The organism is Tenacibaculum sp. Bg11-29, from assembly GCF_002836595.1.
GTDB lineage: Bacteria > Bacteroidota > Bacteroidia > Flavobacteriales > Flavobacteriaceae > Polaribacter.
On the sequence record NZ_PJBB01000003.1, the window covers coordinates 3,107,544 to 3,134,412 of the forward strand.

Genomic DNA, 26,869 nt, shown 5'->3' on the forward strand with positions numbered 1-26,869 from the left:
GATAAGATAGGAGTGTGAATTTTAATTAGCCTACACATACACTACGTTTTAAAAGCATATACTCTCCATTATTTTTAAACTCACGTATAGTTACTCCTGTATAACGTTTAAAGGTTTTTGAAAGGTGACTCACATCTGTAAAACCTAAATCGTCTGCAATTTGTGTTAATGTATAATCAGAATTTAACAAACGTATTTCTACCAATTTCAACTTTGCTTTAATAATATATTCACGTAATGACATACTAATTTGCTTCTTAAAAAACTCACTTACATAAGTTGGTGACATCATAAAAACATCAGCTAAGTTTTCAATCTTCAGTAATTCAGTTTTATTGATATTTTCATTAATGTATGTTAGGATTCTTGTAATTCTATCATCTGAATTATTTTTAGGGACTTCAAAATAAGCTCCTTTTTTAATATTTCTAATTAATAGTTCTAAAATACTTGTCATTAAGCTAGTGATTAAGGAAATAGATTCATTTCCGTAATTTCTAGATTCTTGTAAGATCATCTCTATTAGACTCTTAAGATAATTTCGATCTATATCATTCTTAATAATATCTCCCGGTAATTGATTGTAGTTGGATAAAATATAAGAAGCTTCTTTAAACCATTCGTTTCTATCTATTGAAACATTATTTATGTTTTTAAAAAACGAATCTGTAAACTTTAAAAACACAAATTTTGTAGGCTTTTTTAGATTAAACGAATGACATTTTAATGGAGGTAATAAGAACATACTGTCTTTGTCATAGGTATAATCATTATAATTTATACACTGTGTACCTTCACCACTTTTAATTAGAACCAATTCAAAAAAATTATTCTTAACAGGTCGTTGCTTCCATTCTGTTAATTCTATTTCTTGTATTTTAAAAGGTTTATAGGCTTCTAATACTTGCATTATTGTGTTTTTTATAAATATAACAATACAAATTTAGATAAAAATGAATTGTTTTAGCAAATATTCTACCATAAACCTTTAAATGTACATGACTATCCTTTTTTTATACCTAACAAGTACTGTATTGTACTTGTAACTTTGTAGTGTAATTAAAAAACAACTCTATTTATTACAATGAATCCTTGTTTTTAGCTATTATTAAAGTTTTTGAATTAAACAAAGAAAGTGAAAATGTAGTTATAGAACTTTATTTAGTTATAAAAACAAAATTTTAAAAATAAATAATATATGAACAGATTAACAATAGTAGCGAAAATAGTAGCAAAAGAAGAAAAAAGAGAATTTGTAAAAGCCGAATTACTAAAATTAATTCCTATTACTCGAGCAGAAAAAGGGTGTATTAACTACGATTTACACCAAGATAATAAAAACCCTAATCTTTTTTTATTCCATGAAAACTGGGAAAGTAAAGAGTTGTGGCAAGTACACATGAATAACGTGCATTTAGCAGAATACTTAAAAGTTACTGATGGAGCTGTTGAAGAATTTGTATTAAACGAAATGACTGTAATTGGTTAATAACTGGAATAGTACATTCATTTTTGAATACGCTATTCTTTTCAATAATAAATAGTCATGAAATCAAATAAAAAAATCACTCTTGGTGTAACTAATTTATCTTTTCATCGTGTTGCAGCGTCTTTAGTTGCTTATACATTAGTAAAAATGGGTTTTGAGGTAGAACGTTCTTATGCACCACACCAAGAAAATTTTGAGCGTTTAAATACAGGTGAAATAGTTATGCTAGCTTCCGCTTGGTTGCCTTCTAGTCACGGAATATATAAAAGTAATGTTGAGGAAAAAGTTCCTTTGTTAGAGTTGGGCTTGCATTACAAACCCTATGCGCTTTGGGGCGTTCCAGATTATGTACCAGAAGAAGAGGTTTCAGAAATTGTAGATTTACTAAAACCAAGTGTAATTTCCAAAATGAATAAAAATATTCAAGGGATAAATCAAGGAGCAGGAATCACTCGTTTTTCTATTCAGATGATGAACGATTACAAACTTAGTCATGCAGGCTATAGATTTCATATAGGTACAGAAGAAAATTGTTTTAGTGCTTTTGAGAATGCTGTTGCAAATAAAGAATGGGTGATTGTTCCGCTTTGGAAACCTCAATTTTTACATTATAAATATAACATTAGAGAACTTAAAGAACCAAAAGAACTTTTAGGCATTGTAGATAAGGCGGTTTTATTATTACGTAAAGACAAAGAAAATTTATTTACAATAGCACAGTTAGAAAAATTGAATAGTTTACAATTTACCAACGATATCATAGCAGAATTAGATTACAAAGTGTCTCGTGAAGGTAAAAATATAGATGAAGTAACAAAAAAATGGTTAAATAACCGCAATTAAAAATATAGAATACAATGAAAGCAATAGGATTTAAACAATCATTACCAATAAAAGAACAAAACAGTTTTATAGTATTTGAAACTGAAAAACCAACTCCTAAAGGATTTGATTTATTAGTAAAAGTACAAGCGAACTCTATTAACCCAGTAGATTTTAAAATAAGACAAACTGCTGCTAAAGATAAAGTATTAGACACGCCAAAGGTTATTGGATGGGATGCTGTTGGAATTGTGGAAGCAGTAGGAGAAAAAACCTCTAGATTTAAAGTAGGAGACGCTGTATATTATGCTGGTGATATTACTAGAAGTGGTAGTAATGCAGAATTTCAATTAGTTGACGAACGCATTGTTGGTCATAAACCCAAAAATCTAACAATAGCAGAAGCAGCTGCAATGCCATTAACAAGCTTAACTGCTTACGAAGCGATATTTGATAGAATAAGAGTTAATCCAGAAAATGACCAAAGAAAATCTATATTAGTATTAGCTGGTGCAGGTGGAGTAGGTTCAATTGCTATTCAATTAGCCAAAAAGCTTGGAAATCTAACAGTAATAGCAACAGCTTCTAGACCAGATTCTATACAGTGGTGTAAAGATTTAGGTGCTGATTTTGTAGTGAATCATCATCATTTAAAAGAAGAATTAGAAAAAATAGGGCATCCTCAGGTTAATTACATTTTAGATTTTGTAGATTTAGAAGGCTATTGGGAAACAGCTGCAGAAATTATCAAACCACAAGGACATATTGTTTCTATTACAGGTAGTATTAAGCCTTTAGATTTAAATATTATGAAATCTAAGAGTGTTACTTTTTCTTGGGAATTAATGTACACACGTTCTATGTTTAACACCGATGATATGGATAGACAACATGAAATTTTAAATAATGTTGCAAATTTATTAGACAATGGTACTTTAAAATCTACTTTATCAACAACTCTTGAAGGGTTTTCTGTTGAAAATTTGAAAAAGGCGCATGAGCTACAAGAGTCAAGTAAATCTATAGGTAAAACAGTTATTTTATTCTAATCTTAACACGTATATAATGAGCATACAAAAAGTATTCGTAGCTGTAACCATTGTGTTATTTTATATAAATAATACAAATGCACAAACTTATATAACTGAAGCTGAAATATTTGCGACAACAAATCAGGCAGTTGGTAATATTACATTTACAAACTCTGGTAATTTAGTATATAGTCATCATCCTTTTTTTGCACCAGAAAATAGAGTAATGATTATGGATGCTAAAACCAAGGAAAGCAAACCGTTTCCTAATAAAGCATGGAATACACCAAGAGATACAGACGATAATTATTTAAGTAATGTTCTCGGAATTAGAAATGATAAAAACGGAATTGTATGGATGTTAGATATGGCACAACGCAATAATGTAACACCAAAAATTGTGGGTTGGAATACACATACCAATACATTGGAACGCATCTATTATTTACCAAAATCATCAGTACCAAAGGAATCACAACCAAACGATATGGTTGTAGATACCAAAAATGGTTATTTTATTATAGCTGATGAAGGTATTGGTAATGGAGGAGATGGTACTAATGCTGCTTTTATTATTGTAGATATGAAAACTGGCAAAACGCGTCGTTTGTTAGAAGGTACACGTAGTACATTACCAGAACACGCACCTACAATAATTGAAGGAAAGCATTTAGCGGTAAATGGTAAAGATTTATTAGTTGGTAATGATGGTATTACTGCCGATGCTAATTTTGAATACATTTATTATGGCCCACTAAACGGAACAAAAATTTACAGAATTAAAACAGTAGATTTAGTAAACGAAGTTTTTACTGAAGCTGAATTAGATAGTAAAATTGAAACCTATTCTGAAAAACCAAACAATGGTGGAATGAGTATAGATACAGCAGGAAACATTTACCTCACTGCTTTAGAAACTAAAAGTGTAGTCGTAATTTTAGCAAAAGATAAAAGAGTGAAAACTGTGACTAAAGATAAAAATATGGTTTGGCCAGATGGTGTAAGTTATAATCATGTAGATGGTTATATGTACGTTTCTGCAGCACAAGTAAACAAAGGCGCCATTTTTAATAATGGCAAAGATTTATCTACAAAACCGTTTTATATATTTAGATTTAAACCAATTGTAAATGGAGTTTCTTTTAGATGATAATAAATAGTAATTATCAAAAAAAAATAATCTTAATTTATTCGAATAACTCTCAACAATAGAATTATGATTCTATTGTTGAGAGTTATAATTATTTTTAGCGTTGGGTAAGTGATGGATAATTGTGTGTAAAAAAAATATTAGAACCATTTGGCTTTATAAAACAATCTAATTATTCTAATCATGAATAATTGTAAGAATATTAATCCTCACGAATACCTAAAACCATTGTTAAATAATTCCAGTAATAAAGATTTTATAGAAACGTAAATACTATAGGGAATTTAACCTAATATTACAGCTTACAAACTTGATTTCAATAGCAAAACTAAATATTATATAATTGTACTATAATGTTCTGCGTTATATAACTTTACTTAGGTAAAAGCTAAGTTATCAACTACTACTTTTTTCTTCTCAAAAATTTTATTTAAAAATGTAATGGAATATTTTTTGCCCGAAACGACGATAGAAGTGAAGTGGCAATGTGTATGGAATGGGCTATATTTACACCTATGAATTTAGTTTTTGATTTAGATAATACCTTAATAAATAGAAATAAAGCATATCAAAAATGGTTGGCTTCATTTTTAAAAATTGAAAATGATAATTTTTTTGATTGGAAAATTATTTTAGAAAAAGATAATTGGGGTTATACACCAAGAGAATTTTTTTATAAATGGTTAATCAATAATTTTTCTTTAGATTTCACGCCTGATTTATTAATAAATAAATGTGCAAATGAGTTACATTTTCATATAGATAAAGACCCTAAAACAATTCAGCTACTTAAAAAATTGTCAAAAAACCATCAGTTATTTATTGCTACCAATGGTGGAGAAAAAAATCAAATGAATAAGCTTAAAAAAAGTGGTTTATTGGAAATAATTAATAGTAAAAATATATTTATTTCTGAAAAAATGAAATGTAAAAAACCAAACAAACAATTTTTTGACATGATTGAAAAATGTATTTCAAATACTCAAAAAACAGTAATGATAGGAGATGATCCAATTAATGATGTTTTAGGAGCTAAACAAAATAATTGGGAAACTATTTGGTTGAAATTCAACAGAGAATTAGAAGTAAATACAGATTTTGAAATTCAAAATATAAATGAATTAGAAAGTCTGTTATATATATAAATTATATGGCTATAATTGTAAATATATATATTTAAAAACCTAAAATTACAATATTTGTTTATATTTAAAAGATGAATGTAAAAACCGCCATACCAAATACTGATATAGTATTTATTACCCTTGATTCGTTAAGGTATGATGTCGCGCAACAATTATTTTTAGAAGGTAAATTGCCGAATTTTGCTAAATGGTTACCAAAAAACGGATGGGAAGAAAGATATAGTCCTGCAAGTTTTACTTTTCCAGCGCATCAAGCATTTTTTGCTGGGTTTTTACCAACCAAAATCAAACAAAAAATTACTCCAAGATTATTTTCTGCGGCTTTTCATGGAAGTGAATCTACGGTAGAAAATACTTTTGTTTTTGATGAAGCTACGATTGTAGAAGCATTAAAAAACCGAAATTATAATACAGTTTGTATTGGTGGTGTAGGTTTTTTCAATAAGCAATCAGCTATTAGTAATGTTTTTCCTTCCATGTTCGAATTTAGTGAGTGGAATAGATCATTTAGCGTTACAGAGCAAAATTCAACAGAAAATCAACTAAATGCAGCAGTAAAACATTTAAAAACTGATAAACTAGTTTTTTTATTTGTAAATGTATCTGCTACACATCAGCCTACCAATATTTATTTAGATCCAAGCAAAGAAGATGATCTTTGTTCTCAAAAAGCAGCATTAGAATATGTAGATTCTCAGTTAGAAATTTTACAAAAAGCACTGCAAAATAGAAAACGAGAAACTATAATAATCGTTTGTAGCGACCATGGTACTTCCTATGGAGAAGATGAACACTGGGGACATAGAAACGGACATCAAAATGTAATGAAAGTACCATATTTAGAATTAATAAAAGGAAATGAAAATTAAAGAAATATTTGAAACAGAAGACTTTTACCAAGGATATACGTATTCATATCCTCACAAACTGGCTTATAGGACAGTTGTAGAAAAAAGTTTATCTGAAATATGGTCAACTCAAAAACAAGATAGTTTGTTTTATTATGTGCATATCCCTTTTTGTGAAATGCGTTGTGGTTTTTGTAACTTATTTACTGTTGCCAATCCAAAAGAAGGTGTGAAATTATATTTAGAAAGTATTCATAAAGAAATGCAAACTTATAGAAATGAAGTACCCAGTTTAAATTTTAAAAATTTTGCTATTGGCGGTGGTACACCTACTTTTTTGAATGTAGAAGAATTAAATTTTCTATTAGATGGAATGAACAAGTTTGGTGTAAATACTTCAAAATATTATGGTTCTATAGAAGCTTCCCCAAAAACATTGAATCAAGAAAAAATAGAACTCATAGAAAGTTTTGGTGTCGCAAGACTAAGTTTGGGAATTCAATCTTGGAAAGAAGAAGAAGTAAAAGCTTTGGGAAGACCACAAAATATTATAGACACCGAAAAGGCCGTAAATTTATTGGCTCAATCTAAAATTCCTGAATTTAATTTAGATTTAATTTATGGTGTAAAAGAGCAAACGGTTGAAAGTTTTCTGTATTCAGTAGAAAAAACAATCAGTTTTGCACCAACTGAAATATTTTTATATCCACTTTATTTGCGTCAGCTAACAGGCTTAGGAAAAAAAGGTGTAAAAGATAATACAAACAGACAGCAACTATATTTGGCAGCTCGAGATAAACTTTTGTCTTCAGGCTATGAGCAAACAAGCATGAGATGTTTTAGAAAGACAGGAACAGATTATACCAAAAATAATGAAGGATATAACAATATTTTAGATGGAATGATAGGTATTGGAGCAGGTGCACGTTCTTATACTTCTGATTTTCATTATAGCACAGATTATGCCGTAGCAAAAAAAGAAATTAAAACCATTATAGATACCTATAGCCAAAAAGAAAGTTATGAAAAAATAGTACATGGAATCAATTTAGATGAAGATGAACAGAAAAGAAGGTTCTTAATAAAATCTATTACAGATGGTGGAATTTTTGATGTAAGTATTTATGAAAAAACCTTTAAGTCTAATGCTTTTAATGAGTTTGAAATTCTGAATTATTTAATAGAAAATGAATTGATGAAGGAAGTAAAAAACAACATTTTTCGCCTGACTTTAAAAGGAATGTGTTATGAAGATGTAATAGGTCCTGCTTTGTATTCTTCAAAAACGATAAATTTAATTAACCAGTATTCATGGAAGTAAAATGGAATATTCTATACAGAGGTTTTTTAGATAGTTGCAACTATGATTGCCCTTACTGTCCGTTTGCCAAAAAGAAAAACACTAAAGAAGAATTACTGAAAGATAAAATTGCTTTAGAAAAATTTACAAATTGGGTTTCTAAAAGGAAAGAGAAACTTTCTATACTTATTACACCTTGGGGCGAAGGCTTAATTAGAAAATACTACCAAGAAACTATGGTAGCTTTAAGTCATATTGAAAATGTAGAAAAAATAGCTATTCAAACCAATTTGGCTTGCAATTTGAAATGGGTAGAAAACGTAAATAAAGAAAAATTTGCTTTATGGATTACCTATCATCCAAATGAAGTTTCCTTTGAAAAATTTGTAGCAAAATGTAAAAAATTGATTGCTATGAATATAGATTTTAGTATAGGTGTAGTAGGCGTAAAAGATCATTTTGAAGCCATAGAAAATTTGAAAAAAGCTGTTTCAGAAAGGTATATTTGGGTAAATGCTTACAAAAGAGAAAAAAATTATTATACAGCATCAGAAAAAAAATGGTTAACAGATAAAGATCATCTGTTTCCTATTAATAATAAAGTATATGACACCTTAGGAAAGAAATGTAAAGCAGGTTATTCCAGCTTTTCTATAAACGGAAATGGAGACGTCTTTAGATGTCACTTTATAAAAAATAAAATTGGAAACATCTATGAAGATGATTTAAATGATATAAAAAAAGAAGAAAACTGTACGAATACAGGATGTAGGTGTTATATAGGTTATATTAATTTTAATGAATTAAAATTAGAAGAGATATATACTGAAAATTTGATGGTGCGCATTCCAAAAATAAAAAACATTAAAAACAAAAATATATGAAAGAGTATTTAGAATACAAAGATTATGAATCGCAAAAATTTTGGCAAATTCAAGTTGTCGGAAATCAATTTACTGTGCTATACGGTAAAATAGGAACTGATGGAAGAGAACAGGTAAAGACCTTTGATAGCGAAGAAAAAGCTTTAAAAGAAGCTCAAAAATTAGTTGTCCAGAAAATTAATAAAGGTTATCAAAGAAAGTTAGAACCTTCAGCTACAGAATATAAAGTTGGTGCTAAGGTAAATGCTTCAAAAGGGTATAAATTTTTTCAAGATTATGATGTAACCGATGGAACAGTTTTAGAGCAATTAGCAAGTTTTATAACACAAGAAAACTGTGATAAAGTTACTAAAATAGTTATCGGAATGTGGGGAGAGCATGATTCTGGTCCAGATAATGCATTAGATTTTATTATTGCCAATAAAGAAAAATTTAAAGCGGTAAAGCATTTTTATATAGGAGACATAGAATCGGAAGAAAATGAAATGTCTTGGATAATCCAAACAGGTTATGAAAAATTTTTAAAGGAATTTTCTAATATTGAAACGCTTGAACTTAGAGGTGGAAATGGTTTAGAATTAGGTAAATTTAATTTACCTAATTTGAAGCAATTAAGAATTGAAACTGGTGGTATGAGTAATGAGTTATTAGAAGAAATAATTGCTTCAGTACAAAATTCACCAAACTTAACGCATTTAGAATTATGGTTAGGTACTGAAGATTATGAAGGGACTGTAAAAGCAGAAACTGTAGAAAAATTAATCTCAGGAATGGATTTGCCTAAATTAAAGTTCTTAGGCTTAATGAATTCTGATATTCAAGATCAAATAGTAAAATTATTTAAAAATCATCCAATTATTGATAAAATAGAAACATTAGATTTTTCTATGGGTGTTTTAACGAATAAAGGTGGCGAATCTTTATTGGCAAATGATAAGCTTTCAACATTAAAATCTTTAAGATGTGTGTTTAATTTTATGACTGATGAAATGATAGAAAAATTGACTGTTAAATTTAAAAATGGAGATTTTGATAGATCTTGGGCAGAGCACGATGAAGATGAAGACGAGGAAGATAGATATTATTATGTAGAAGTAGGAGAATAATTTTATGGATATTATTCACCTTATAATTGCTCCAAAACTTTCACGTAGAGCTATGTTCTGGAAGAAAGTTTTGGAGCAAAATAATTTAAGATACCTTCATATTTCTTATTTAGATATTATTCAAGACAATTTCACTTTAGATAGCGAAATAAATTATGTTGTAAGGTTAGAATCTGCAGGTGAAGATTTTGAAACTTACAAAGCTATATTGTCGTTTTCAAGTACTAAAGAAAAGTTCAAACTAATAGAAGAAGATTTTGGTTTGATTTCAAATTTTAAAAATTGGCATATCGGTTGGGAAAAACTTTTAATGAAAATTAAAAGTTTTGAAAATGATTTCCATTTAAATTTTATTAATAATCCTGAAGACATTGCATTAACTTTTGATAAAAAATTAACTCAAAATTTACTAATAGCAAATAACATAAATTGTCCAGAAGTTTTAAATTCTTCTAATTATGATGAACTTTTGGCAGAAATGAAAACCAAAAAAATACATCAAGTATTTATAAAACCAAGCGCAGGTTCTTCGGCATCTGGAATTATAGCTTTGCGTAGCAATGGTACAAAAAAACAAATAGCTTATAGTACAATTAAAAAAAATAACAACAAGCATTATAACAGCCTTAAAATTCAAGTTTATAATAAACCAAATGAAATTAGAGAACTTTTCAATAAAATGAATACCAATCCACTGCAAATAGAAAGATGGATTCCTAAATGGCAGTTCAATAAAATGAATGTCGATTTTCGAGTGTTAGTTATTAATAAAAAAGTAGAATTTATTGTACCAAGAGGAAGTCGTCAAGCTATTACAAATTTGCATTTAGGAAATCAAAAACTTAAAATTGAAGATTTAAACCTTTCGGAAGAAATTATAAATAAAATAGAACAAGCAGCAATAAAAACAATGACTTGTTTTCCTGGTTTACATTATGCTGGTATCGATATTCTATTAAGTAAAAAAGGAAAAGTTTATGTGTTAGAAGTCAATTCTTTTGGAGATATGCTTTTAAAAATTGTAAACAAAAAACAAAAATCTACTTATGAGCAAGAGTTAGAAAGTTTACAAGTTTTTTTAGAATAATATTATGTATCAAGATATTCTTCTAGGAGAAGAACAACAATCATCAATAGAACGCTATTCGAAAATATTTAAAAGAAGAAAGCTGTAAATACCCCAGTAGAACTAGACATCATAAATTTAACTCTTAAGTTTTTTAGGCAATAAAAGAGAAGGTTTTCTTTGGGAAATAGGAAGCGGTTCAAATTATATGGCATATCATATATCTAATGCATTGGCATTAAAGTTTTTTTTAAGAGATACTTCACACCCAGTCCTAAATTTTTTATTCTTTGACCAATCAAGATTTGATTCAATACATAAAGTTTTTAGAAGGGGAGATGACAAAGAGGATTAAACTCTTATTCCCGATGAATGATTAAGTTAAATATAGTTTTTTAGACTTTAGAGTCTTTCAGTATTATAACTTAATTAACATTGGTGTTTAAATAAGACATCATACTTGAGGTTGCAAACGTTTTTAAATACAATATGAATGATTTTGGCAAGAGGAAATTTTACATAATGTCTAATAATATGACTACAAATATATAGTTACAATACTTATTAACAATCGTTTATTAAAAAAATGATGAACCCATTGTACAGAATATAATATTCTCACAAATGCCAAGTTTAATAACCCAAGTAATATAGAGTTTGTATATAAATAAGAATATTCTGGGATGTTTAACATAATATAGAATTATAGTTTACAAGCTAGATTTCAATAGTAAAACTGAATATGATATTATTTGTACTATAATGTTCTGCGTTATGTAATTTTCTTTGGTAAAAGCGAAATTATAAACTCTCAAATTTTCTTTCCTAAAATTTCTTTAAAAATGTAATGAAACACGCTTTACCCGAGACGACGATAGGAGTGAAGTGGCAATGTGTATGCAATGGTATTCTATTTAATCAAAATTCTATACTCTAATAAAAAAATAAACAATGATAATTATTAAAGTTTAATTAAATAATCTTCTGCATTTTTAATATGCTGTTGCCTTTTTTCTTGTGGCATTTTATCAAACATAGAAACCAACATTCCTAACCTAGGGTTTTTCTTGAAGAAACCGCGATGCGTATCCATAAATCGCCAAAAAAGACCATCCCAAACTGCTTGCCATTCCCCTTTTTTATAATTACTCATTTTCATTAAGTAGTTACTACCGCTTATATATGGCTTTGTAGCCATTAATCCACCATCAGCAAACTGGCTCATTCCATATACATTTGGTACCATAACCCAATCGTAACTATCTATAAAGAGTTCCATAAACCATCGGTATACTTCGTCTGGATCAAATTCGCAAAGCATCATAAAGTTGCCTAAAACCATTAAACGTTCTATGTGATGACAGTATCCTGTTTCTAGTATTTTTTTAATGGTTTCATCTATTGGATAAATTCCTGTTGTTCCATCATAAAATGATTTAGGAATTTTTTTAGTAAATCCCCAAAAATTACGTGTACGTTCATCACTACCTCGACTTTCATACACACCACGTATAAATTCTCGCCAACCTATTATTTGACGAATAAAACCTTCCAGTGAATTGATAGGAATATTATTAGTTTTCGCGAAAGTAATGCTTTGTTCAATAATATTTTTTGGAGTAATTAAACCCACGTTTAGCATAGGTGTTAAAACACTATGATTTAATATAGAATTCTCTACAACAATGGCATCTTCATAAGTACCAAACTCTAAGAAGCGTTGTTCTAAAAATTGTTGAAACCATTGTTTGCTGGTTTCAAAATTTGTTGGGTATAAAGAATTTTCTGAAAGTTTCCCTATATTATCTGTGAAGTTCTTAGCTACGTAGCTCAGTGCTTCTTTAAAAAATGAATCTACGTCTGGAAACTGAATAGCGGGTGGTATTTTTTTTGCTGGATATTTTTTTCTATTTTCAGTATCAAAAGTCCATTTTCCTCCAGTAGGCTTTCCGTCAGGTTCTATAAGAATATTTCTTTTATTCCTTTGGTCTGTATAGAAAGATGTTTGATAGTATTTCTTTTTATCACTTCTAAAAAAAGGTTGTAAATCATCTTTCTTATTAAGAAATAAAGGAGAATCAAAAACGGTTCTTTCAATAGTGTTTACAGTACAACCTTTCTCAATTCGTTTCTGAAGCCAATTATCTACAGGGTCTATATAGTTAAGATTAGTAATACCTTTTGATTTTAAAAATGGAATTAATTTTCTAACATCAGAAATATTCTCTATGGATTCTATATAACTAACTTCAATAGTTTTAGAAGCTAAAAAAGCTTCATAATGTTTCATTGTGGCTCTATGATATGCAATTTTCTGTTTATGAAAATTGACTTGCTTGAAGAATAGAAATTCTTCAATAATATATATAGGATAACCATTCTCTAAAAGAGGAGATATTTCAAAAAGTTGATGTGGGAAAATTATATTTATTGTTTTCATTTATGCTTTATTTCTTCTACAACGTTCACTACAATACTTTACTTCTTCCCAATTCTTTTTCCATTTTTTTCGCCACGTAAATGGTCGTCCGCAAACCAAACATATCTTTTGAGGTAAATGCTCTTTCTTCATCGGTTTTTATTTACGTGAGTTGCTAAAATTCTATTTTTTTCAGCACTAACTGCTGGATGTTTTTTATGCCCCCAAATTTTATCTCTTGCTAACTTAGCACTTGCTTTAAGATCTACTATCGGAGCAGGGTAATCTATTCCTATAGTTACACCACAAAAGGTTTGCTCCATAAGGCTCATTGTCCAAGGTTCATGTATATATGCTTCTGGAACATTTGCTAATTCAGGAATCCATTTTTTTATAAAAACACCATTCGGATCATGTTCTTCTGAATTTTTTACAGGATTATAAAGGCGCACTGTATTAATACCTGTTGTTCCTGCTTGCATTTGAAATTGAGGATAATGAATACCTGGTTCATAATCTAAAAATTGACAAGCTAAATGGTATACACCATCTCTCCAATCTTGATCTAAATTTAAGGTTAAAAAAGAAACGACCATTGCGCGCATTCTAAAATTAATCCATCCTGTTTGTTCTACAGCACGCATACACGCATCTATAAGTGGATATCCTGTTTGTCCTGTTTTCCAAGCTTTAATAAAGAACTCGTTTTTTTTGTGTTCTAGTAATTCATAGCCCTTGTTTACACAAAGTGTTTCATAAGTACATTCTACTTCAAATTTTTGTATGAAATGACAATGCCAATGTAAACGCGTTAGCATTCCAGAAAAGGCACGATTATTTGCTGTTCCATTAGGGTGCGTACCAACAAAATGAAAGACTTGTTTGATGCTTATATTTCCCCAAGCGAAATAAGGAGATAATCGACTACAAGCTATTCTACTTTCCGTAGGTTTAGATATATGTCTATGGTAATTAAATCCTCTTTTTTGAGTGAAAGATTTAAGGTAACGCCAGGCGTTTTCTTCGCCTGCAGGTTGATAGTGTTTAGGATAATTTTCTAGCTTAGATACTAATTTTTGAGGTAATATATATGAATGTTCTAATTTATTAAGTTTTGAAACTGAATAGTTATTTTTTAGAAGAGGTGTGTGCATTGTAGCATGCCATCTCTTATTCCAAGTGTCTCTATTTTTAAGGCCTCTTATAATACCATCACGTTGGCTTTCTTCCCAATAAATATTGTTTTTAATACAAAATTCGTTGATTTTTTTATCACGTTGCCAAGTTTTTCTTATACCACTTTCTTGATAACTAAAAAGTTGTTGAATACTGTAATGTTTATTAAGAAAATTAAAAATATCAATAGCTTCTCCATAAAACACATCCACGTTACGATTATAGTTTTCTAAACCCTTATTAAGTGATTTTAGGGAATGGTATACAAACTGTAAATGTCTAGGGCTAGTATCTGGATATTTAATAATACTGGGTTCAAAAAAGTAAATTATAATATAGGGAATACCTTTTTGTTCTGCTTTATGCAAAGGTTCGTGATCTTGTAGCCTAAGATCTCGTTTTAACCAAACTATATTTACGGGTTTTATATTCAAAAATGTAATTTTTTTACAGTTTTTCCTAACAGGAAAAAGAAGGGGAGTAGTCTTTTATAGAAAATACCCTTTTCACTTCATTATCACTTGTTATTTTAAAGGTAAACACGTTTTTATGTCATTTTGTATTAAAGTTTGCTAATTTTATTATCGAAAATTTCGCGTTGCTTTGTGCATTTAAAACGAGTTATATCTTGACTTTTTTTTAAAATTTTTGTGCTTACACCACTATGTACACGTTTTCTCCAACGTTTAAAATTAGACTACTTAAGGTTTCCATGCATTAACTTAATAGCTTCTTTTTTGGGAATACCAAACTGAAATGTTATGGCTTCAAAAAGTATTCAATCTTTCCTAGCCATTTATATAATTCGGTCAGTTGTCTTTATGTAAAGTTGTTTTCTTCTACAATTTCTAAACTACTTTTTCCCATATTTGATCTGCGTTTAAATAAAAACTTCCTAATGAATTAAAGTTACATTCGTTTGGTGCGATAATAGACAAAAAATTACCATCATTTTCACGTTCGTACAAATGATAATGTTGACCAATAATAGGCTCAAAAGATAATTTAGCATCGTGTACTAATTTATTATCCTCAAACTCTTGTATCAAGAGGTCATATTGTTCTTTAATTTCTTTAAACCTAGTTTGAACTTTATGGTTTAGCTTATTAACACTTCTATTTTTCCAAGCAATAGTATCTGTAGTAGTAATAACAGGAGCGCCAACACTTGTTGCATAGGGTTTTAAATAAGCATCATACTTTTGAGTCTCTGTATTATAAACAACATTATCGGGTTTCTTATCTTCTGTCATTTTATTTTAGCTTCTCTAATTGTTTCATAATTTCTTCAGCTTGATAAACTTTTTGATCACTTAACTTTCTATTAGTTGAAGAAAGACTATGTGCCTCTTTGGTTAACTTTTGATATTCGTCGTATAACTTGTCTTTTTGTGATTTTTTTTTAAATAATCCAAACATAATAGTATATTTTAGAAAAGTATATATCAATTGATTTATGTAAATATATAAAATGTTTAACGTTTTCGATTAATAATTAAACAAAATTATTTCACATGAACTGAACAATCTAGGAGTGAAGTAATTATTTTCCTAGAACATAGTTTATTTAAGGACTTATCTCAATCAGACAATAATATTTTTATAAATAAAAAAGTGAGTTTAGTTCCAAGCTTATATAATTGAAAAATTACAATATCTACAAACACAATTCCTGAATTAAGTAAATATGATTGATGAACTAAAATATATTAAAGTCACAATATTTATTTAGAATTACATATTTAAAAAATGATGAACCATTGTACAGAATATTAAATTCTCATGAATGCCTAAAACACCAATTATAATCCCCCCCAGTAATATGTGTATGGAATGCTTAATTATCTTTAATAGTTTACTGAAATCCATAAATATTGATCCTATTAAGTAATAATGGTATTAAAAAATCAGGTTAATAGTTTTAACGAGCTGATTATTTATTGAAAAATCATATAGTTAATGCTAATAACCTAAAAAAAGTCAGAGGAATACTGAGATTTACCAATGTTATTACTTTGAGCTATTTTTTTAATAGCAATACTCATTTCGATATCATTATTAAAAATGCTATTTAATACATTGGTAATCTCTTTTGTTATTTCAGTATTAGAATACCCGGTTAAGGTAATACTTTTGTCTTTAGTTTGATGAAGTTTGAAACCTGCTAAAGGTAAATGAGACACACCATTTGAGATATCAATGGTATTAATTTTTATACCAGATTTTGAATAAAAAACAATCGGATTCCTTGCTTCTAAGTCTACTAAAAAAGGAACTCCTTTTTCAATTTTTAAACTGCAAAAATCACCCGTTCTGTAACGAATTAAAGGTAAAAACGGATTACTTCCTCCTGTAACCACCAATTCTCCTCTTTGGCCGTATGGTAGTAGTTCATCTTTATTAGCATCAAAAATTTCTAAGTATAAATCAGATCTAATCGCTTTATGACCGCTTTTGGTTGCATAGGCAATATTTCTACATTCGGTTAAAGAATACACATCTATAACAGGACATTTAAAATAATCTTCTAATTGTTTTTTAGTCCCTTCTGTTAATTCCATTGCAGATGAAATTAAAGCTCGTGGTGTTATATTTGGTTTTAAATCTAATAAAGCCATAAAAGCAATAGGATCACCCGTAAGAATTTGAGGGTTATATTTTTCCAAGTACTTATTTGAATCTTCGGGCTTATTCCATTCGGATGCATTTAAGTTGATTTTTAAGATGCCCGCACCTTTTAAATAGGTCGATAAAGAAGCAAAAGTTAATGTTTTTGCTTGAGCACATATTAATGCAATAGCGGTGGTGTTTTTATCAGCATCTATTGTAATTTTATAATCTTTTAAGACAGATTCAATTTGTGGTATCCAATTGGCTTGAGAAACAGCATCAAAAAGTACATCTAATTTTGGTCCTGTTGAACCAGAAGTATGGTATACTAACAGTTTATTTAGATCCGCTTCATTAGACACAAAAAAATGTGGATATTCTCTAATATCTGCTCTAGATGTTGTAGGGTATACTTCTAATTTACAGCCTTTTTTATTATAAAAAGGTACAGTTTTGGAGCACCAAGTTAAATATTCCATTAACCATAATGGTTTTTTACCTTCCTCCCAAAATATTTTTTCTTTACATTGCTCTGTACTATATTTAGTAACCTTTTCAAGATCGTTTTCATTTAATCTATCACCACTTTTAAAATTAAATTTGGGAGCAAATTCATCTTGTCTAAGTGTATTAAGAAAACTTAAATCATGGAGTAAGGGAAAGCGCTCTAAATCAGTTAAAGCTATTTGCGGGCTGCTATTCTCGTCCATAAGCATTTGCCGCTTCACGGGCTTTTTTTTCTGCCATTTCTTTTTTTATTTTCATAACTCTTTCATGAGCATTATAAGAGTCTTCTATAACTTTATGACGATCTACGCTACTTAGTGAAGATAATTTATCAGCAGCTTCTTCTAAGTTTTCATTACTAGGTAAAACCTCACAACATTTCAATAATAAACGAACCATTTCTTCCGCACGCTCTTCATCATTAACCCATTTTTTGAAGTTTACATAAGCCGAAGTATTACTTAATTCTTCAAACCAAAAAACATATAATTTGTCTACAATACTAGGGGTATTGGCAAAACAATGATGGTTAAGCAACCAAATTGAAATATGAATTGCTTTCCAATGATTATCATCTATACCTTTTAAATCACCATCACCTGGAATATTGAAATCATTATTTAAAAAATCATTATTCACAAGTCGGTAAGTATCATAAATTAAAGCGGAAGAATTGATACCTTTTTCAATTATAAAAATGGATGATTTTAAAAAAGCATCAGGACACTTTCTTAGGTGTGTAACCAATTCAAAAACGTCATATTTTTTCATAGGCATAGTTTTGTTGTGAAAATTCTGAGGCAAATTTCAATAATTCTGCTTCGTTTCTAACATAATAAACATTCCATCCCAATTTTTCTAATCGGATTACGAGATCCTTATTGTAGTCAGGTTGAGAATGTAATACCATTGTACCGTGTCCTCCAGCATTTTTTAATGCTAAATCAACTAATTTCCAATGTGTTTGTTTTGTATTCGTTTCAGCTTCCAACATACTAAAAATGTCATTATCTGTAACAATTACAATATGTGATTTTTTTTTTGGTTTTTCTTCGAACGGTTTCCTCAATCGTTCTATACCATAAGCATAACCAGTACCTAAATAAGACGTTAATGTGGTTAATAAATCCGTTTCATCTCTAATAAATCCATCTGTTTCTAAATAGCTACCAGGTTCGCCAGAAAGACATCCCATTACAGATGCACCAGCTCTTGTAGCAGATAATCCAATAATAGTTGCAGCCAATACAGGCCAAGAAAAGTTTTGCTTCGGGTTTACCATTGACCCCGAGCAATCTATACCAATATAAACATCTAATGGTTTTTCTGAGATATCATTAGCGGAATCTGAACCATAAGTTCTTTTTTTAGTGGTATAACCAGGTAAAATAAAAGGTGAAGAAATAGCAGATTGTAACCAATCAATTTCTTCTATAGGATCACTACTATCCCAAGTTTCGACTCCTTCCAATAAGTTCATGGAAATATTGTTAGAAATTTCTACTGGAAAATCAATTAAATGTGGCAATGCAATTTCTTTATAATACGCATTAATTAATTGTTGTTCATCCGCTTTTGGATTCACTTGTTTCATTAAATCAATATAATTACCAGGCCCCATATATTCATTTCTAGGACCTTGACCACCCATTTTATTTACATCAATACCAAGATTGCTTTTGCTGCTTTCTGTTTCTTTATTACCATCAATACTTAATGCTTCTTTTCGCATATCTATAATCTCATCAAAGCCTTCTAAATCGAGTGCAGTCATTCCTGCAATGTCACCTGCTCCGTCACCAGCATTTTCGGTATCTAACAAAATAAGTATTTTTTTTCGAGCTTCTTCATAAGCCTTGTCATCCATTAAATAAGGATACAATAAGACTGCAAATCGACCTCCACCGTGAATCCAGTTTTTTGAATAACTTCTTATTAAAGAAGCTAATAATGAAGCATCAGCATCTATTCTCTTACTATGAAAAGCTAAATTTGTAGCAAGTTCTCCACGGTTTAATCGCCATAAATATTCATAGGTACGCATCATAAGCGTCCATAAATCAGTGAAAGTATCCTCAGAATTAATAGCTTTATAAATATCTAACATGCGTAATTTATTAACACGTTGTAGTTTATCATTAATTAAAAAATCAGAATATAAATTAGAAACCATAGGTGCTCTGTTTTCTATACTGGGCAATCCAAAACGAATACGATTTAATAAAATAGCATTATCGTGCAAATTGGCTGGAACAAAAATATGATGTCCTATTTCATGTGCTAAAATTTCAAGAGCATAGTCATCAATTTTACGTTCAATAATTTCTTCAAGATTGATTATAATTCTATGATCTGTTAAACGAATCATAGCAAAACTACCTGTGAGGCCTTCTTTTTTTGCCTCTTCATGTGAAAGGCACCAAATAGGTTCTTGTAAGCGAAGAAAAGGATTCCATACTAACTTTGCTTTATGCCAATACGATTGCCATAAACCAAGTGTTTTTTCTATGTTAGACGGATTATGCATTTTTAAGACTGTATAAATATAAAAAGTAGGAGTTCTTTAAGGTGTAAACCAATGTATCTTTAGTTGTAACTATTGATGAAATGTTATTTGGTTCTATTTTCGAATTTTCTTGTCCTATCCATTTTTCTAAAGACACTATTCTCTTAGAATTTGATAAAATATTAGTAGCAGTAATCATATTGGCAGGTAATAGTGTTTTACCACATTGATCGGCAAAAAGTGCGTAACTCTTTTTAGTATCGGTTACTAAAATAGTTCCGTTTACTAGTGCCAATTTTGGTGGGTATTCAAAATACCCAGTAAAACCTTCAAAACCACCATAAATACCTTCAAATTTTGTGATGCCATTTGTCCAAGGTTTATTATAAACCTCTTCTGAATTATTACCCAATTCTAAATTATAAAGAACCTTGGATTGTAATTCTTCTGAAAGCAAATCAAAATCTAATTTCAATAGCCCTCTTAAATGAGCTAACCCGCACTTCCAAGCATAAATACGACCTACAACTTTAAAGTCTTCTATAGTTTTAAAATTACCACTAGTAGCTTCCATTAAATTACACCAATCAAGTATTCTTTCAGGGGCGTATTTATTAAGCCTTTTAAGAACATCATTTAATAATGAAATAGTTTTAGTAGGAAATTTAATTAATAGATTAGGATTTTTAGCCATTAACAACCAAGCCGATTGATACTCGTTTTTATGACTAATAGCCAAACCACTACCAATTAATTTTAAAGATTCAATGTATAATCTTTTAACTATTTGATGGGTTTTTTCTGGAGTTGAATTTAGTGCAACGGTAGATTTTACAATAGGTTCTAAAACATCAACCATCCAGCTATAAATAGAATGTGCAGGTAAATTGCCATACTTCATTTCACTTTCGTTATACCATTGGTTGTACAATGCACTGTTTTGTTTAAACTCTTCAATAAGCGGTAAAAACCTTATTTTTTCCATTGTAACCAGCGTTTATAATTGTTGTAACGTTGGTGTAGATACTTTAAAGTTAAAATATCATCAGCTCTGTAACCGTATAATTTCTTCTCTTCAGACCATTTCTGTAATTGCTTTTCAATATTCAATAGTCGTTTATCAATTTCTTTTGTAGATACATTTTCAAGTCCTTTTTTAAATTCTTCTTCAAATTGATCTACCGGATCATTTCTATCTAAATCTTGACTTACATATTCATCACAAGATAAATCAAATAAGTTTCGTAACCATGCAATTTTATCCACTCGGTAAACATTATTACCTACCTGATCGAAAAATGGAGACTCTAAATGAGGTGTTAAACTATCGTGTAGTACAAAAGGTAAAATCTGTCTAATATCTTCTAATTCTACTTCTTTATTTCCTCTAAAATAGGCGAGTGATTTTGAAAACATCAATAAGGTCATTATTTTTCTTACTGATAACCCGTTATTCGATTGAGAACCTAAATCTTTAATAGGGTCTTTTCCTGTTTCTTTTCTGAAAAGAGAACGCATATCCATACCCGACAATTTTGCGGTGTCTTTAGTCATGTATTCTAATTGATTGGATGCAGGTTCAAAAAACTCAAACTGACGACAAAAGAATTCAATACGTTTTCGTAATTCTGGTGCAATATGAATTTTTCTAACTTGTTTATTTATGGTATTTAATTCATCTTCCGTAAAAATAATCTCTTCGGGAATTATTGCTTCTGGCTTAAAATTAAGTTCAATACGTTTTAAAAGATCTTCAATAAAGCGTGTGTTAAAATGCAACGCTCTAATTACAATATCAATTCTATCTTTTAATGCATCAATAACTTGATAAGTTCCTCCACCAGCATCATCGTTAGCTGTTAAGTACCATGCTGCATCTGGGCATTCATAAATTTGATCAAAAATTTCAGCATAATTATCGGCTAAAACTGTTAGTAAGGCAGATTGTGTTCTGGTAGGAATCCTATTATACTCATCGATAATTTTCACACGCATGCCTAACCATTTTCGCCATGCGATTCTAATATCTTCTGTTTTTTCTGCTTTTATCATATCAGAAGGTAGGGGATGCCCTAATAAATCAGAAATAGTCATTTGTGGTTGCCCGTGTTGAATGGCTCTCATCACATCCTTTTTATCGTAGCCCGCTAACAAGCCCATAAGTACAGAAGTTGCTGTTTTTCCACGTCCAGGACCACCAATAATTAAGCATTTACCTTTTGCGGCTAAATTTAACAAAGGCATTAACACGAAACTTGAATAACTTTGTCCTGAAGGTAAATGTAAAGGGACTTTACTATCTCCGAAAACGAATTTTTTAGGGTCTCCATCATTAAATTCTATATCGTAATATGGACTGATAATAGCAGTATTGGTAATCCAAAAATAAGCCTGACGTAATTTTTCGTCAAGAGAAGCATTACCTGTCGATTCGTTTTCTTCAACATCATTATCATACAAATCTTCAATTTGAAACTTTTCAATTCCATTATCCTCTTTAGGATTTGTTGGAGATTCAGCGACTTTCTTAAAAAATCCTATGGTTTTATTTATTAAATCGGACATCCTTTTATTTTAGTTCTAATATAATGAAAATCAATATTTATTGTAATTCTTTAAAGTTTGCTCAACTTTAAGAACCCTTTCTTCAATTGAACCTTGAAGTATATGGTAATTTAGGTTTCTTAATTTTAAATCATCAAGAATTCGTTGTTGAAATTCTTTTCTTTTCACATCACCAGATCTATCCCAAGTATCATCATAAGGAATATCTGTATCGCAAACGAAAATAACATCATGTCTAGTTTCAGCTTTTTTTGCTAAATCCTCTAATTTTTTTAAAGCCTTTCCATGATAATCTAATGAGAATAAATAGGTTGTAATGGCATTCGTATCTGAAAATAAGTATTGATTAGATGCTAATACAAATGCGTCTTCTTTTTGGATATGAGTTTCGGCAATTACCAGCAAATCATCTAATGTCAATCTATTATCAACTTGATGTTCCTCCCAATATTCTCTGCCGTATTCTGGCATCCATTGCGTCTTAAAATGTTTTGCTAGTTTTTCTGCCAAAGTAGATTTACCTGTCGATGGAGCTCCGAGTAATACTACTTTTGTTATTAAATCTTTGTAAACAACAGGGTGAATAAATTTCTTATGTTTGAAAGAGTCTTCTCTAATTTTAGTTGCAGAAATAGGAATTTTATTTCTACTTAAATTAACCTGCCTATCTATTGCATTTAAAGCAATGCTCATGTGCTGGCCATAAGGTTCACTAGAATAAAAGTGAGATACTTGTTTACCATTTAGAATCTCTAAAACATAATCTTCCTGAATTTTCATTATTTCAGATGTATAACCAGTATCGTTAGGAGAATTGTCTCCTTCAAGAACAGTAATTCTTGGATATATTTTACGAATCCAACCAGCTCTAACAGCTAAAGGAATATTGATAATAGGGTCATCATAAATTAATACAATAACTTCATCCATTTCATGGATAGCCATTTCAATCATTAATTGATGTCCCTTGTGAAAAGGAGCAAACTTACCTAAAGTGAGACCTGTTTTTAAGTTATTTTGCATAGTCTAGATCCTTCTTATACCTTTTTTTCCATTGAAAATATCCAATAATAGCCATTATCAAAAAAGCAACATATAACCCAGTTGTATAATATAATTCTTTATTAAAATAAATTCCAATTGCCACAATATCTACAACAATCCAAAATAACCAAGACCCTAATTTTTTCTTAATCATTAAGTATTGCGCAACTAAGCTAGCGGTAGTTGTAAAAGCATCAGGATAAGGAAAGGAAGCATCTGTTTTTAATTGCATTAAATATCCTAGAACAAAGGTCAAAACTAAGGTTAATAATACCCATAAAACTGTATTGGTGATTTTTGTAATTTGTAAATTATTTTCGTTTTTACCTCCATATTTCCAATGATACCAGCCATAAATTTGCAAGAAAACATAAATGATATGTAAAATCATATCCGAATATAACTTCGCTGTATAAAAAATAAACACAAAAATAACAACTTGAATTAAACCAAAAAACCAACACCAAATGTTTTCTTTAATCGTTAAATAAACGGCTAGAAAACCAAAAATAGTTCCAGCAATTTCTAAAGTTATTTTCATATATTTTTATACTTTCTATATTGATGGCTAAAATATGCAAATTATATTTTATTGAAATTAGAATTCAAGTAAGTCTATAGAAATTTATTTGTACTTTTTTTTTGTAAAAAAGCGTACTATTATACTATAAATGTTATTTGTTTTTTCTTTCTACAAGCTTCTTAAAAATGTAATGTAATACGCTTTACCTAAAACCATGATAGGAGTGAAGAGGTAATGTGTATAGCATGGAATTATTTTATCAAATAGTCTTATTTATTATTGTGTAAGAGTTTATAATACCTGTATACTTGTATAATTTACTATATTTAAACCCTCACTATTATTTAATATATGAATAAACATTTCATTCTAGTTCTCTTAACGATAATAATCAGCAGTCAACTTGAAGCACAAAACACTACAAAGCTTGATACAATTAAACAACTTGAAGAAATAATAATTACTTACCAAGCTGATAAGCTAACACCAATTACTTTTCAAAATATTTATTCTAAAGAAATAAAATCAAAATCGGTTGGTCAAGAGCCTTCATTTTTACTTTCTGAAACTCCTTCAATTACTAATTATTCTGATGCAGGAAATTCGCAAGGTTATTCCTATTTTCGACTTAGGGGTATTGACCAAACAAGAATAAATATGACACTTGATGGAGTGCCACTTAATGAACCCGAAGACCAAGGAGCATATTTTTCAAATTTTCCTGATTTATTAAATTCAATAAGTAAAATTCAAATCCAAAGGGGTGTTGGAGTTACACAAAATGGTACTGCCAGTTATGGAGGAAGTATTCAGCTTTTTTCACCAAACCTTAAAGATTCTACAAAAACAACTTTTGGATTGAGTTACGCTTCATTTAATAGCTTAAGAGCTTTTGGGGAATACAATAGTGGAGTTAAAAACAATAAAGCTATATATGTTAGAGCATCACAAATCTACTCTGACGGTTATAAATATAATTCATCTAACAACTCTCAATCAGTTTTTGTGAGTAGCGGCTTGTTCTATGATAAATCAACTTGGAAAATAAATTTATTAGTTGGACAACAAAGAAATGATATGGCTTGGCTAGGCGTGTCAGATACGCTAATAAATATGGATAGAAGAACTAATGCTAATTCTAATCAAGAAAAAGATATTTTCTTTCAAAGCCTGGCTCAGATTCAAAACTCTTGGCAAATAAGTCAGTCTTCTTTTTTACAGTCAAGTATATATCATACCTTCCTGAAAGGAAACTATGATTTTGACTTTAATAATTTTATAGGCTTACCATCTACAGAAGAATTGTATAATTATGCTTTCCAATCAAATCTTATTGGTTTTTTCAGTAATTACCGTTTTTCAAAGAAGAATATTAATTGGACAACTGGATTTCACGGTAATATATATAACAGAAAACATACCGGAAGTGAAAAAGAAATAGGTAATTTATACCAAAATACGGGTTTTAAAAATGAAGTAAGTTTTTTCACAAAAGCAAATTATAGCTACAAATGGATAACTTTTTTTGCCGATTTTCAATATCGTTATGTGAATTTTGATTACGAAGGGTCTGTTTCTTTTCAAAAATTGGATTGGAATTTTATCAACCCCAAAGCTGGGTTGAGTGCTTCATTAAATTCACATTCCACCTTATATTATAGTATTGGAAGTACAGGAAGAGAACCAACAAGAAATGATATGTTTGGTGGCGAAGATGATTTGTTAGCTGATAGTTTAGGTAATCCAGTTTTATTTAACACAAAACCAGAATATGTGACTAATCATGAATTAGGGTTTAGATATCAAAAAAAGAAACTAAATCTGAACTTCAACTTTTACTATATGGATTTCCAAAATGAAATTGTCTTAGATGGAAAATTTGGACCTAACGGATTAGCTTTGACCAATAATGTAGAGCAAAGTTTGAGAACAGGAGCAGAACTGACTATTTCATATAAAGTGAATAACTATTTTTCGTTCATAAATAATTCTTCTTTCAATTATAGTAGTATAAAAGAACAGTCCGAAAGATTCAAGCCAATACTAACACCTCCATTAATTATTAATCAAGAAGCTGTATTTAATAAAAATAATTTCACTTTAGCTTTAACTGCTAAATATCAACATAGTTCATTTATTGATTTTTCCAATGAAGAAGTTGTAAACGACTACTTTCTTGTAAATTGCAGAGCTAGCTATGACATCAATAAAATTCAAATTTCAATATTTATGAACAACATTATCAATACAAAATATTTCAATCAAGGTTATATTGATTTTGATGGGAGCAAAAAATATTTTGTGCAAGCTCCAATTAATTTTCTTACTTCAATTCAATACAGCTTCTAATGAATTTATTTGACATTAAAAATATTGCTTTTGAAGTATTTAATATACAATAAACTAGCATATAAAAGAGTTCACAAAGCAATTTTACATAATGTCTAATTATGATTATCTTTTTATGTATCATAATGTTCTGCGTTATGTAACTTTGCTTTGGTAAAAGCGAAGTTTTTACCTCAATTTTTCTTTTATTTTTTTCTTCTCTAAACTTTCTTTAAAAATGTAATGGAATACGCTTTGCCCGAAACGACGATAGGAGTGACGTGGCAATGTGTATGGAATGAGTACTAAAAAAGGTAAGTAGCAAATTTACTACTTACCTTTTAATTAGA

General features: G+C 29.4%; 24 protein-coding genes and 2 pseudogenes. 12 read left to right on the forward strand and 14 right to left on the reverse strand.

What is annotated here, in order from left to right; genetic code table 11:
* Nucleotides 1-25 precede the first annotated feature (25 nt).
* A complete protein-coding gene (locus tag CXF68_RS14165) occupies nt 26-910 on the reverse strand; it encodes an AraC family transcriptional regulator (protein ID WP_101045740.1) in 885 nt (294 codons plus the stop codon).
* A gap of 288 nt (nt 911-1,198) precedes the next feature.
* On the opposite strand from CXF68_RS14165, the gene CXF68_RS14170 reads away from it, so the two are divergent.
* The 11 genes and pseudogenes from CXF68_RS14170 to CXF68_RS21215 all read left to right on the forward strand — a co-directional run.
* Nucleotides 1,199-1,489 carry a putative quinol monooxygenase gene (locus tag CXF68_RS14170; RefSeq protein WP_101045741.1) on the forward strand — a complete coding sequence of 97 codons (291 nt, stop codon included), beginning with the start codon at nt 1,199-1,201 and terminating at the stop codon, nt 1,487-1,489.
* Nucleotides 1,490-1,546: 57 nt separating this feature from the next.
* A complete protein-coding gene (locus tag CXF68_RS14175; protein ID WP_101045743.1) occupies nt 1,547-2,332 on the forward strand; it encodes a glycine betaine ABC transporter substrate-binding protein in 786 nt (261 codons plus the stop codon).
* 14 nt (nt 2,333-2,346) lie between these two features.
* A complete protein-coding gene (locus tag CXF68_RS14180) occupies nt 2,347-3,360 on the forward strand; it encodes a zinc-binding alcohol dehydrogenase family protein (RefSeq protein ID WP_101045745.1) in 1,014 nt (337 codons plus the stop codon).
* A 16-nt stretch (nt 3,361-3,376) separates the two neighbouring features.
* On the forward strand, nt 3,377-4,492 hold the full coding sequence (locus CXF68_RS14185) for an L-dopachrome tautomerase-related protein (protein ID WP_101045747.1): 1,116 nt from the start codon (nt 3,377-3,379) through the stop codon (nt 4,490-4,492).
* A gap of 515 nt (nt 4,493-5,007) precedes the next feature.
* The gene (locus CXF68_RS14190; RefSeq protein ID WP_198553825.1) at nt 5,008-5,637 is read left to right on the forward strand and encodes an HAD family hydrolase; all 630 of its coding nucleotides are present in this window, start codon (nt 5,008-5,010) and stop codon (nt 5,635-5,637) included.
* A gap of 71 nt (nt 5,638-5,708) precedes the next feature.
* Nucleotides 5,709-6,506 (forward strand): STM4013/SEN3800 family hydrolase, encoded by a 798-nt coding sequence (locus CXF68_RS14195; RefSeq protein WP_101045751.1) that lies wholly within the window; start codon nt 5,709-5,711, stop codon nt 6,504-6,506.
* Nucleotides 6,496-7,806, forward strand: a complete 1,311-nt coding sequence (locus CXF68_RS14200) for an STM4012 family radical SAM protein (RefSeq protein WP_101045753.1) — start codon at nt 6,496-6,498, stop codon at nt 7,804-7,806. Before CXF68_RS14195 ends, CXF68_RS14200 begins: the two co-directional genes overlap by 11 nt.
* The gene (locus CXF68_RS14205) at nt 7,797-8,669 is read left to right on the forward strand and encodes an STM4011 family radical SAM protein (protein ID WP_101045755.1); all 873 of its coding nucleotides are present in this window, start codon (nt 7,797-7,799) and stop codon (nt 8,667-8,669) included. Before CXF68_RS14200 ends, CXF68_RS14205 begins: the two co-directional genes overlap by 10 nt.
* Nucleotides 8,666-9,775: a WGR domain-containing protein gene (locus tag CXF68_RS14210; protein WP_101045757.1), complete on the forward strand. Its 1,110-nt coding sequence runs from the start codon at nt 8,666-8,668 to the stop codon at nt 9,773-9,775. The genes CXF68_RS14205 and CXF68_RS14210 overlap by 4 nt, the downstream gene beginning before the upstream one ends.
* A gap of 4 nt (nt 9,776-9,779) precedes the next feature.
* On the forward strand, nt 9,780-10,862 hold the full coding sequence (locus CXF68_RS14215; protein WP_101045758.1) for an STM4014 family protein: 1,083 nt from the start codon (nt 9,780-9,782) through the stop codon (nt 10,860-10,862).
* A gap of 145 nt (nt 10,863-11,007) precedes the next feature.
* Nucleotides 11,008-11,196 (forward strand): annotated as a pseudogene (locus CXF68_RS21215) (DUF3732 domain-containing protein); the annotation flags it as partial.
* A gap of 606 nt (nt 11,197-11,802) precedes the next feature.
* Here the strand turns inward: CXF68_RS21215 and CXF68_RS14225 are convergent.
* The 13 genes and pseudogenes from CXF68_RS14225 to pnuC form a co-directional block, all read right to left on the reverse strand.
* Nucleotides 11,803-13,281, reverse strand: a complete 1,479-nt coding sequence (locus CXF68_RS14225) for a cryptochrome/photolyase family protein (protein ID WP_101045762.1) — start codon at nt 13,279-13,281, stop codon at nt 11,803-11,805.
* Nucleotides 13,282-13,413, reverse strand: coding sequence for a DUF2256 domain-containing protein (locus tag CXF68_RS14230; RefSeq protein WP_101045764.1), 132 nt, complete (start codon nt 13,411-13,413; stop codon nt 13,282-13,284).
* Nucleotides 13,410-14,870 (reverse strand): cryptochrome/deoxyribodipyrimidine photo-lyase family protein, encoded by a 1,461-nt coding sequence (locus tag CXF68_RS14235; protein WP_101045766.1) that lies wholly within the window; start codon nt 14,868-14,870, stop codon nt 13,410-13,412. Before CXF68_RS14235 ends, CXF68_RS14230 begins: the two co-directional genes overlap by 4 nt.
* 128 nt (nt 14,871-14,998) lie before the next feature.
* A pseudogene (locus CXF68_RS14240) lies at nt 14,999-15,154 on the reverse strand (DUF2805 domain-containing protein).
* A 130-nt stretch (nt 15,155-15,284) separates the two neighbouring features.
* Complete coding sequence (locus CXF68_RS14245; RefSeq protein WP_101045768.1) at nt 15,285-15,689, reverse strand: DUF2452 domain-containing protein; 405 nt, start codon at nt 15,687-15,689, stop codon at nt 15,285-15,287.
* Nucleotide 15,690: 1 nt separating this feature from the next.
* Complete coding sequence (locus CXF68_RS20625) at nt 15,691-15,855, reverse strand: Lacal_2735 family protein (protein ID WP_157821941.1); 165 nt, start codon at nt 15,853-15,855, stop codon at nt 15,691-15,693.
* 551 nt (nt 15,856-16,406) lie between these two features.
* On the reverse strand, nt 16,407-17,756 hold the full coding sequence (locus tag CXF68_RS14250; RefSeq protein WP_101045770.1) for an AMP-binding protein: 1,350 nt from the start codon (nt 17,754-17,756) through the stop codon (nt 16,407-16,409).
* Complete coding sequence (locus tag CXF68_RS14255) at nt 17,743-18,324, reverse strand: hypothetical protein (protein WP_101045772.1); 582 nt, start codon at nt 18,322-18,324, stop codon at nt 17,743-17,745. The genes CXF68_RS14250 and CXF68_RS14255 overlap by 14 nt, the downstream gene beginning before the upstream one ends.
* Nucleotides 18,311-20,080, reverse strand: coding sequence for a hypothetical protein (locus tag CXF68_RS14260; RefSeq protein WP_101045773.1), 1,770 nt, complete (start codon nt 20,078-20,080; stop codon nt 18,311-18,313). The genes CXF68_RS14255 and CXF68_RS14260 overlap by 14 nt, the downstream gene beginning before the upstream one ends.
* A complete protein-coding gene (locus tag CXF68_RS14265; protein WP_101045775.1) occupies nt 20,073-21,044 on the reverse strand; it encodes a hypothetical protein in 972 nt (323 codons plus the stop codon). The genes CXF68_RS14260 and CXF68_RS14265 overlap by 8 nt, the downstream gene beginning before the upstream one ends.
* Nucleotides 21,032-22,624, reverse strand: coding sequence for an AAA family ATPase (locus CXF68_RS14270; protein ID WP_101045777.1), 1,593 nt, complete (start codon nt 22,622-22,624; stop codon nt 21,032-21,034). Before CXF68_RS14270 ends, CXF68_RS14265 begins: the two co-directional genes overlap by 13 nt.
* A gap of 30 nt (nt 22,625-22,654) precedes the next feature.
* Nucleotides 22,655-23,647, reverse strand: coding sequence for an AAA family ATPase (locus CXF68_RS14275; protein WP_101045779.1), 993 nt, complete (start codon nt 23,645-23,647; stop codon nt 22,655-22,657).
* Complete coding sequence (pnuC, locus tag CXF68_RS14280) at nt 23,637-24,209, reverse strand: nicotinamide riboside transporter PnuC (RefSeq protein ID WP_101045781.1); 573 nt, start codon at nt 24,207-24,209, stop codon at nt 23,637-23,639. Before pnuC ends, CXF68_RS14275 begins: the two co-directional genes overlap by 11 nt.
* A 333-nt stretch (nt 24,210-24,542) precedes the next feature.
* Between pnuC and CXF68_RS14285 the strand changes: the two genes are divergently transcribed.
* On the forward strand, nt 24,543-26,540 hold the full coding sequence (locus tag CXF68_RS14285) for a TonB-dependent receptor (protein WP_101045783.1): 1,998 nt from the start codon (nt 24,543-24,545) through the stop codon (nt 26,538-26,540).
* Nucleotides 26,541-26,869 lie beyond the last annotated feature (329 nt).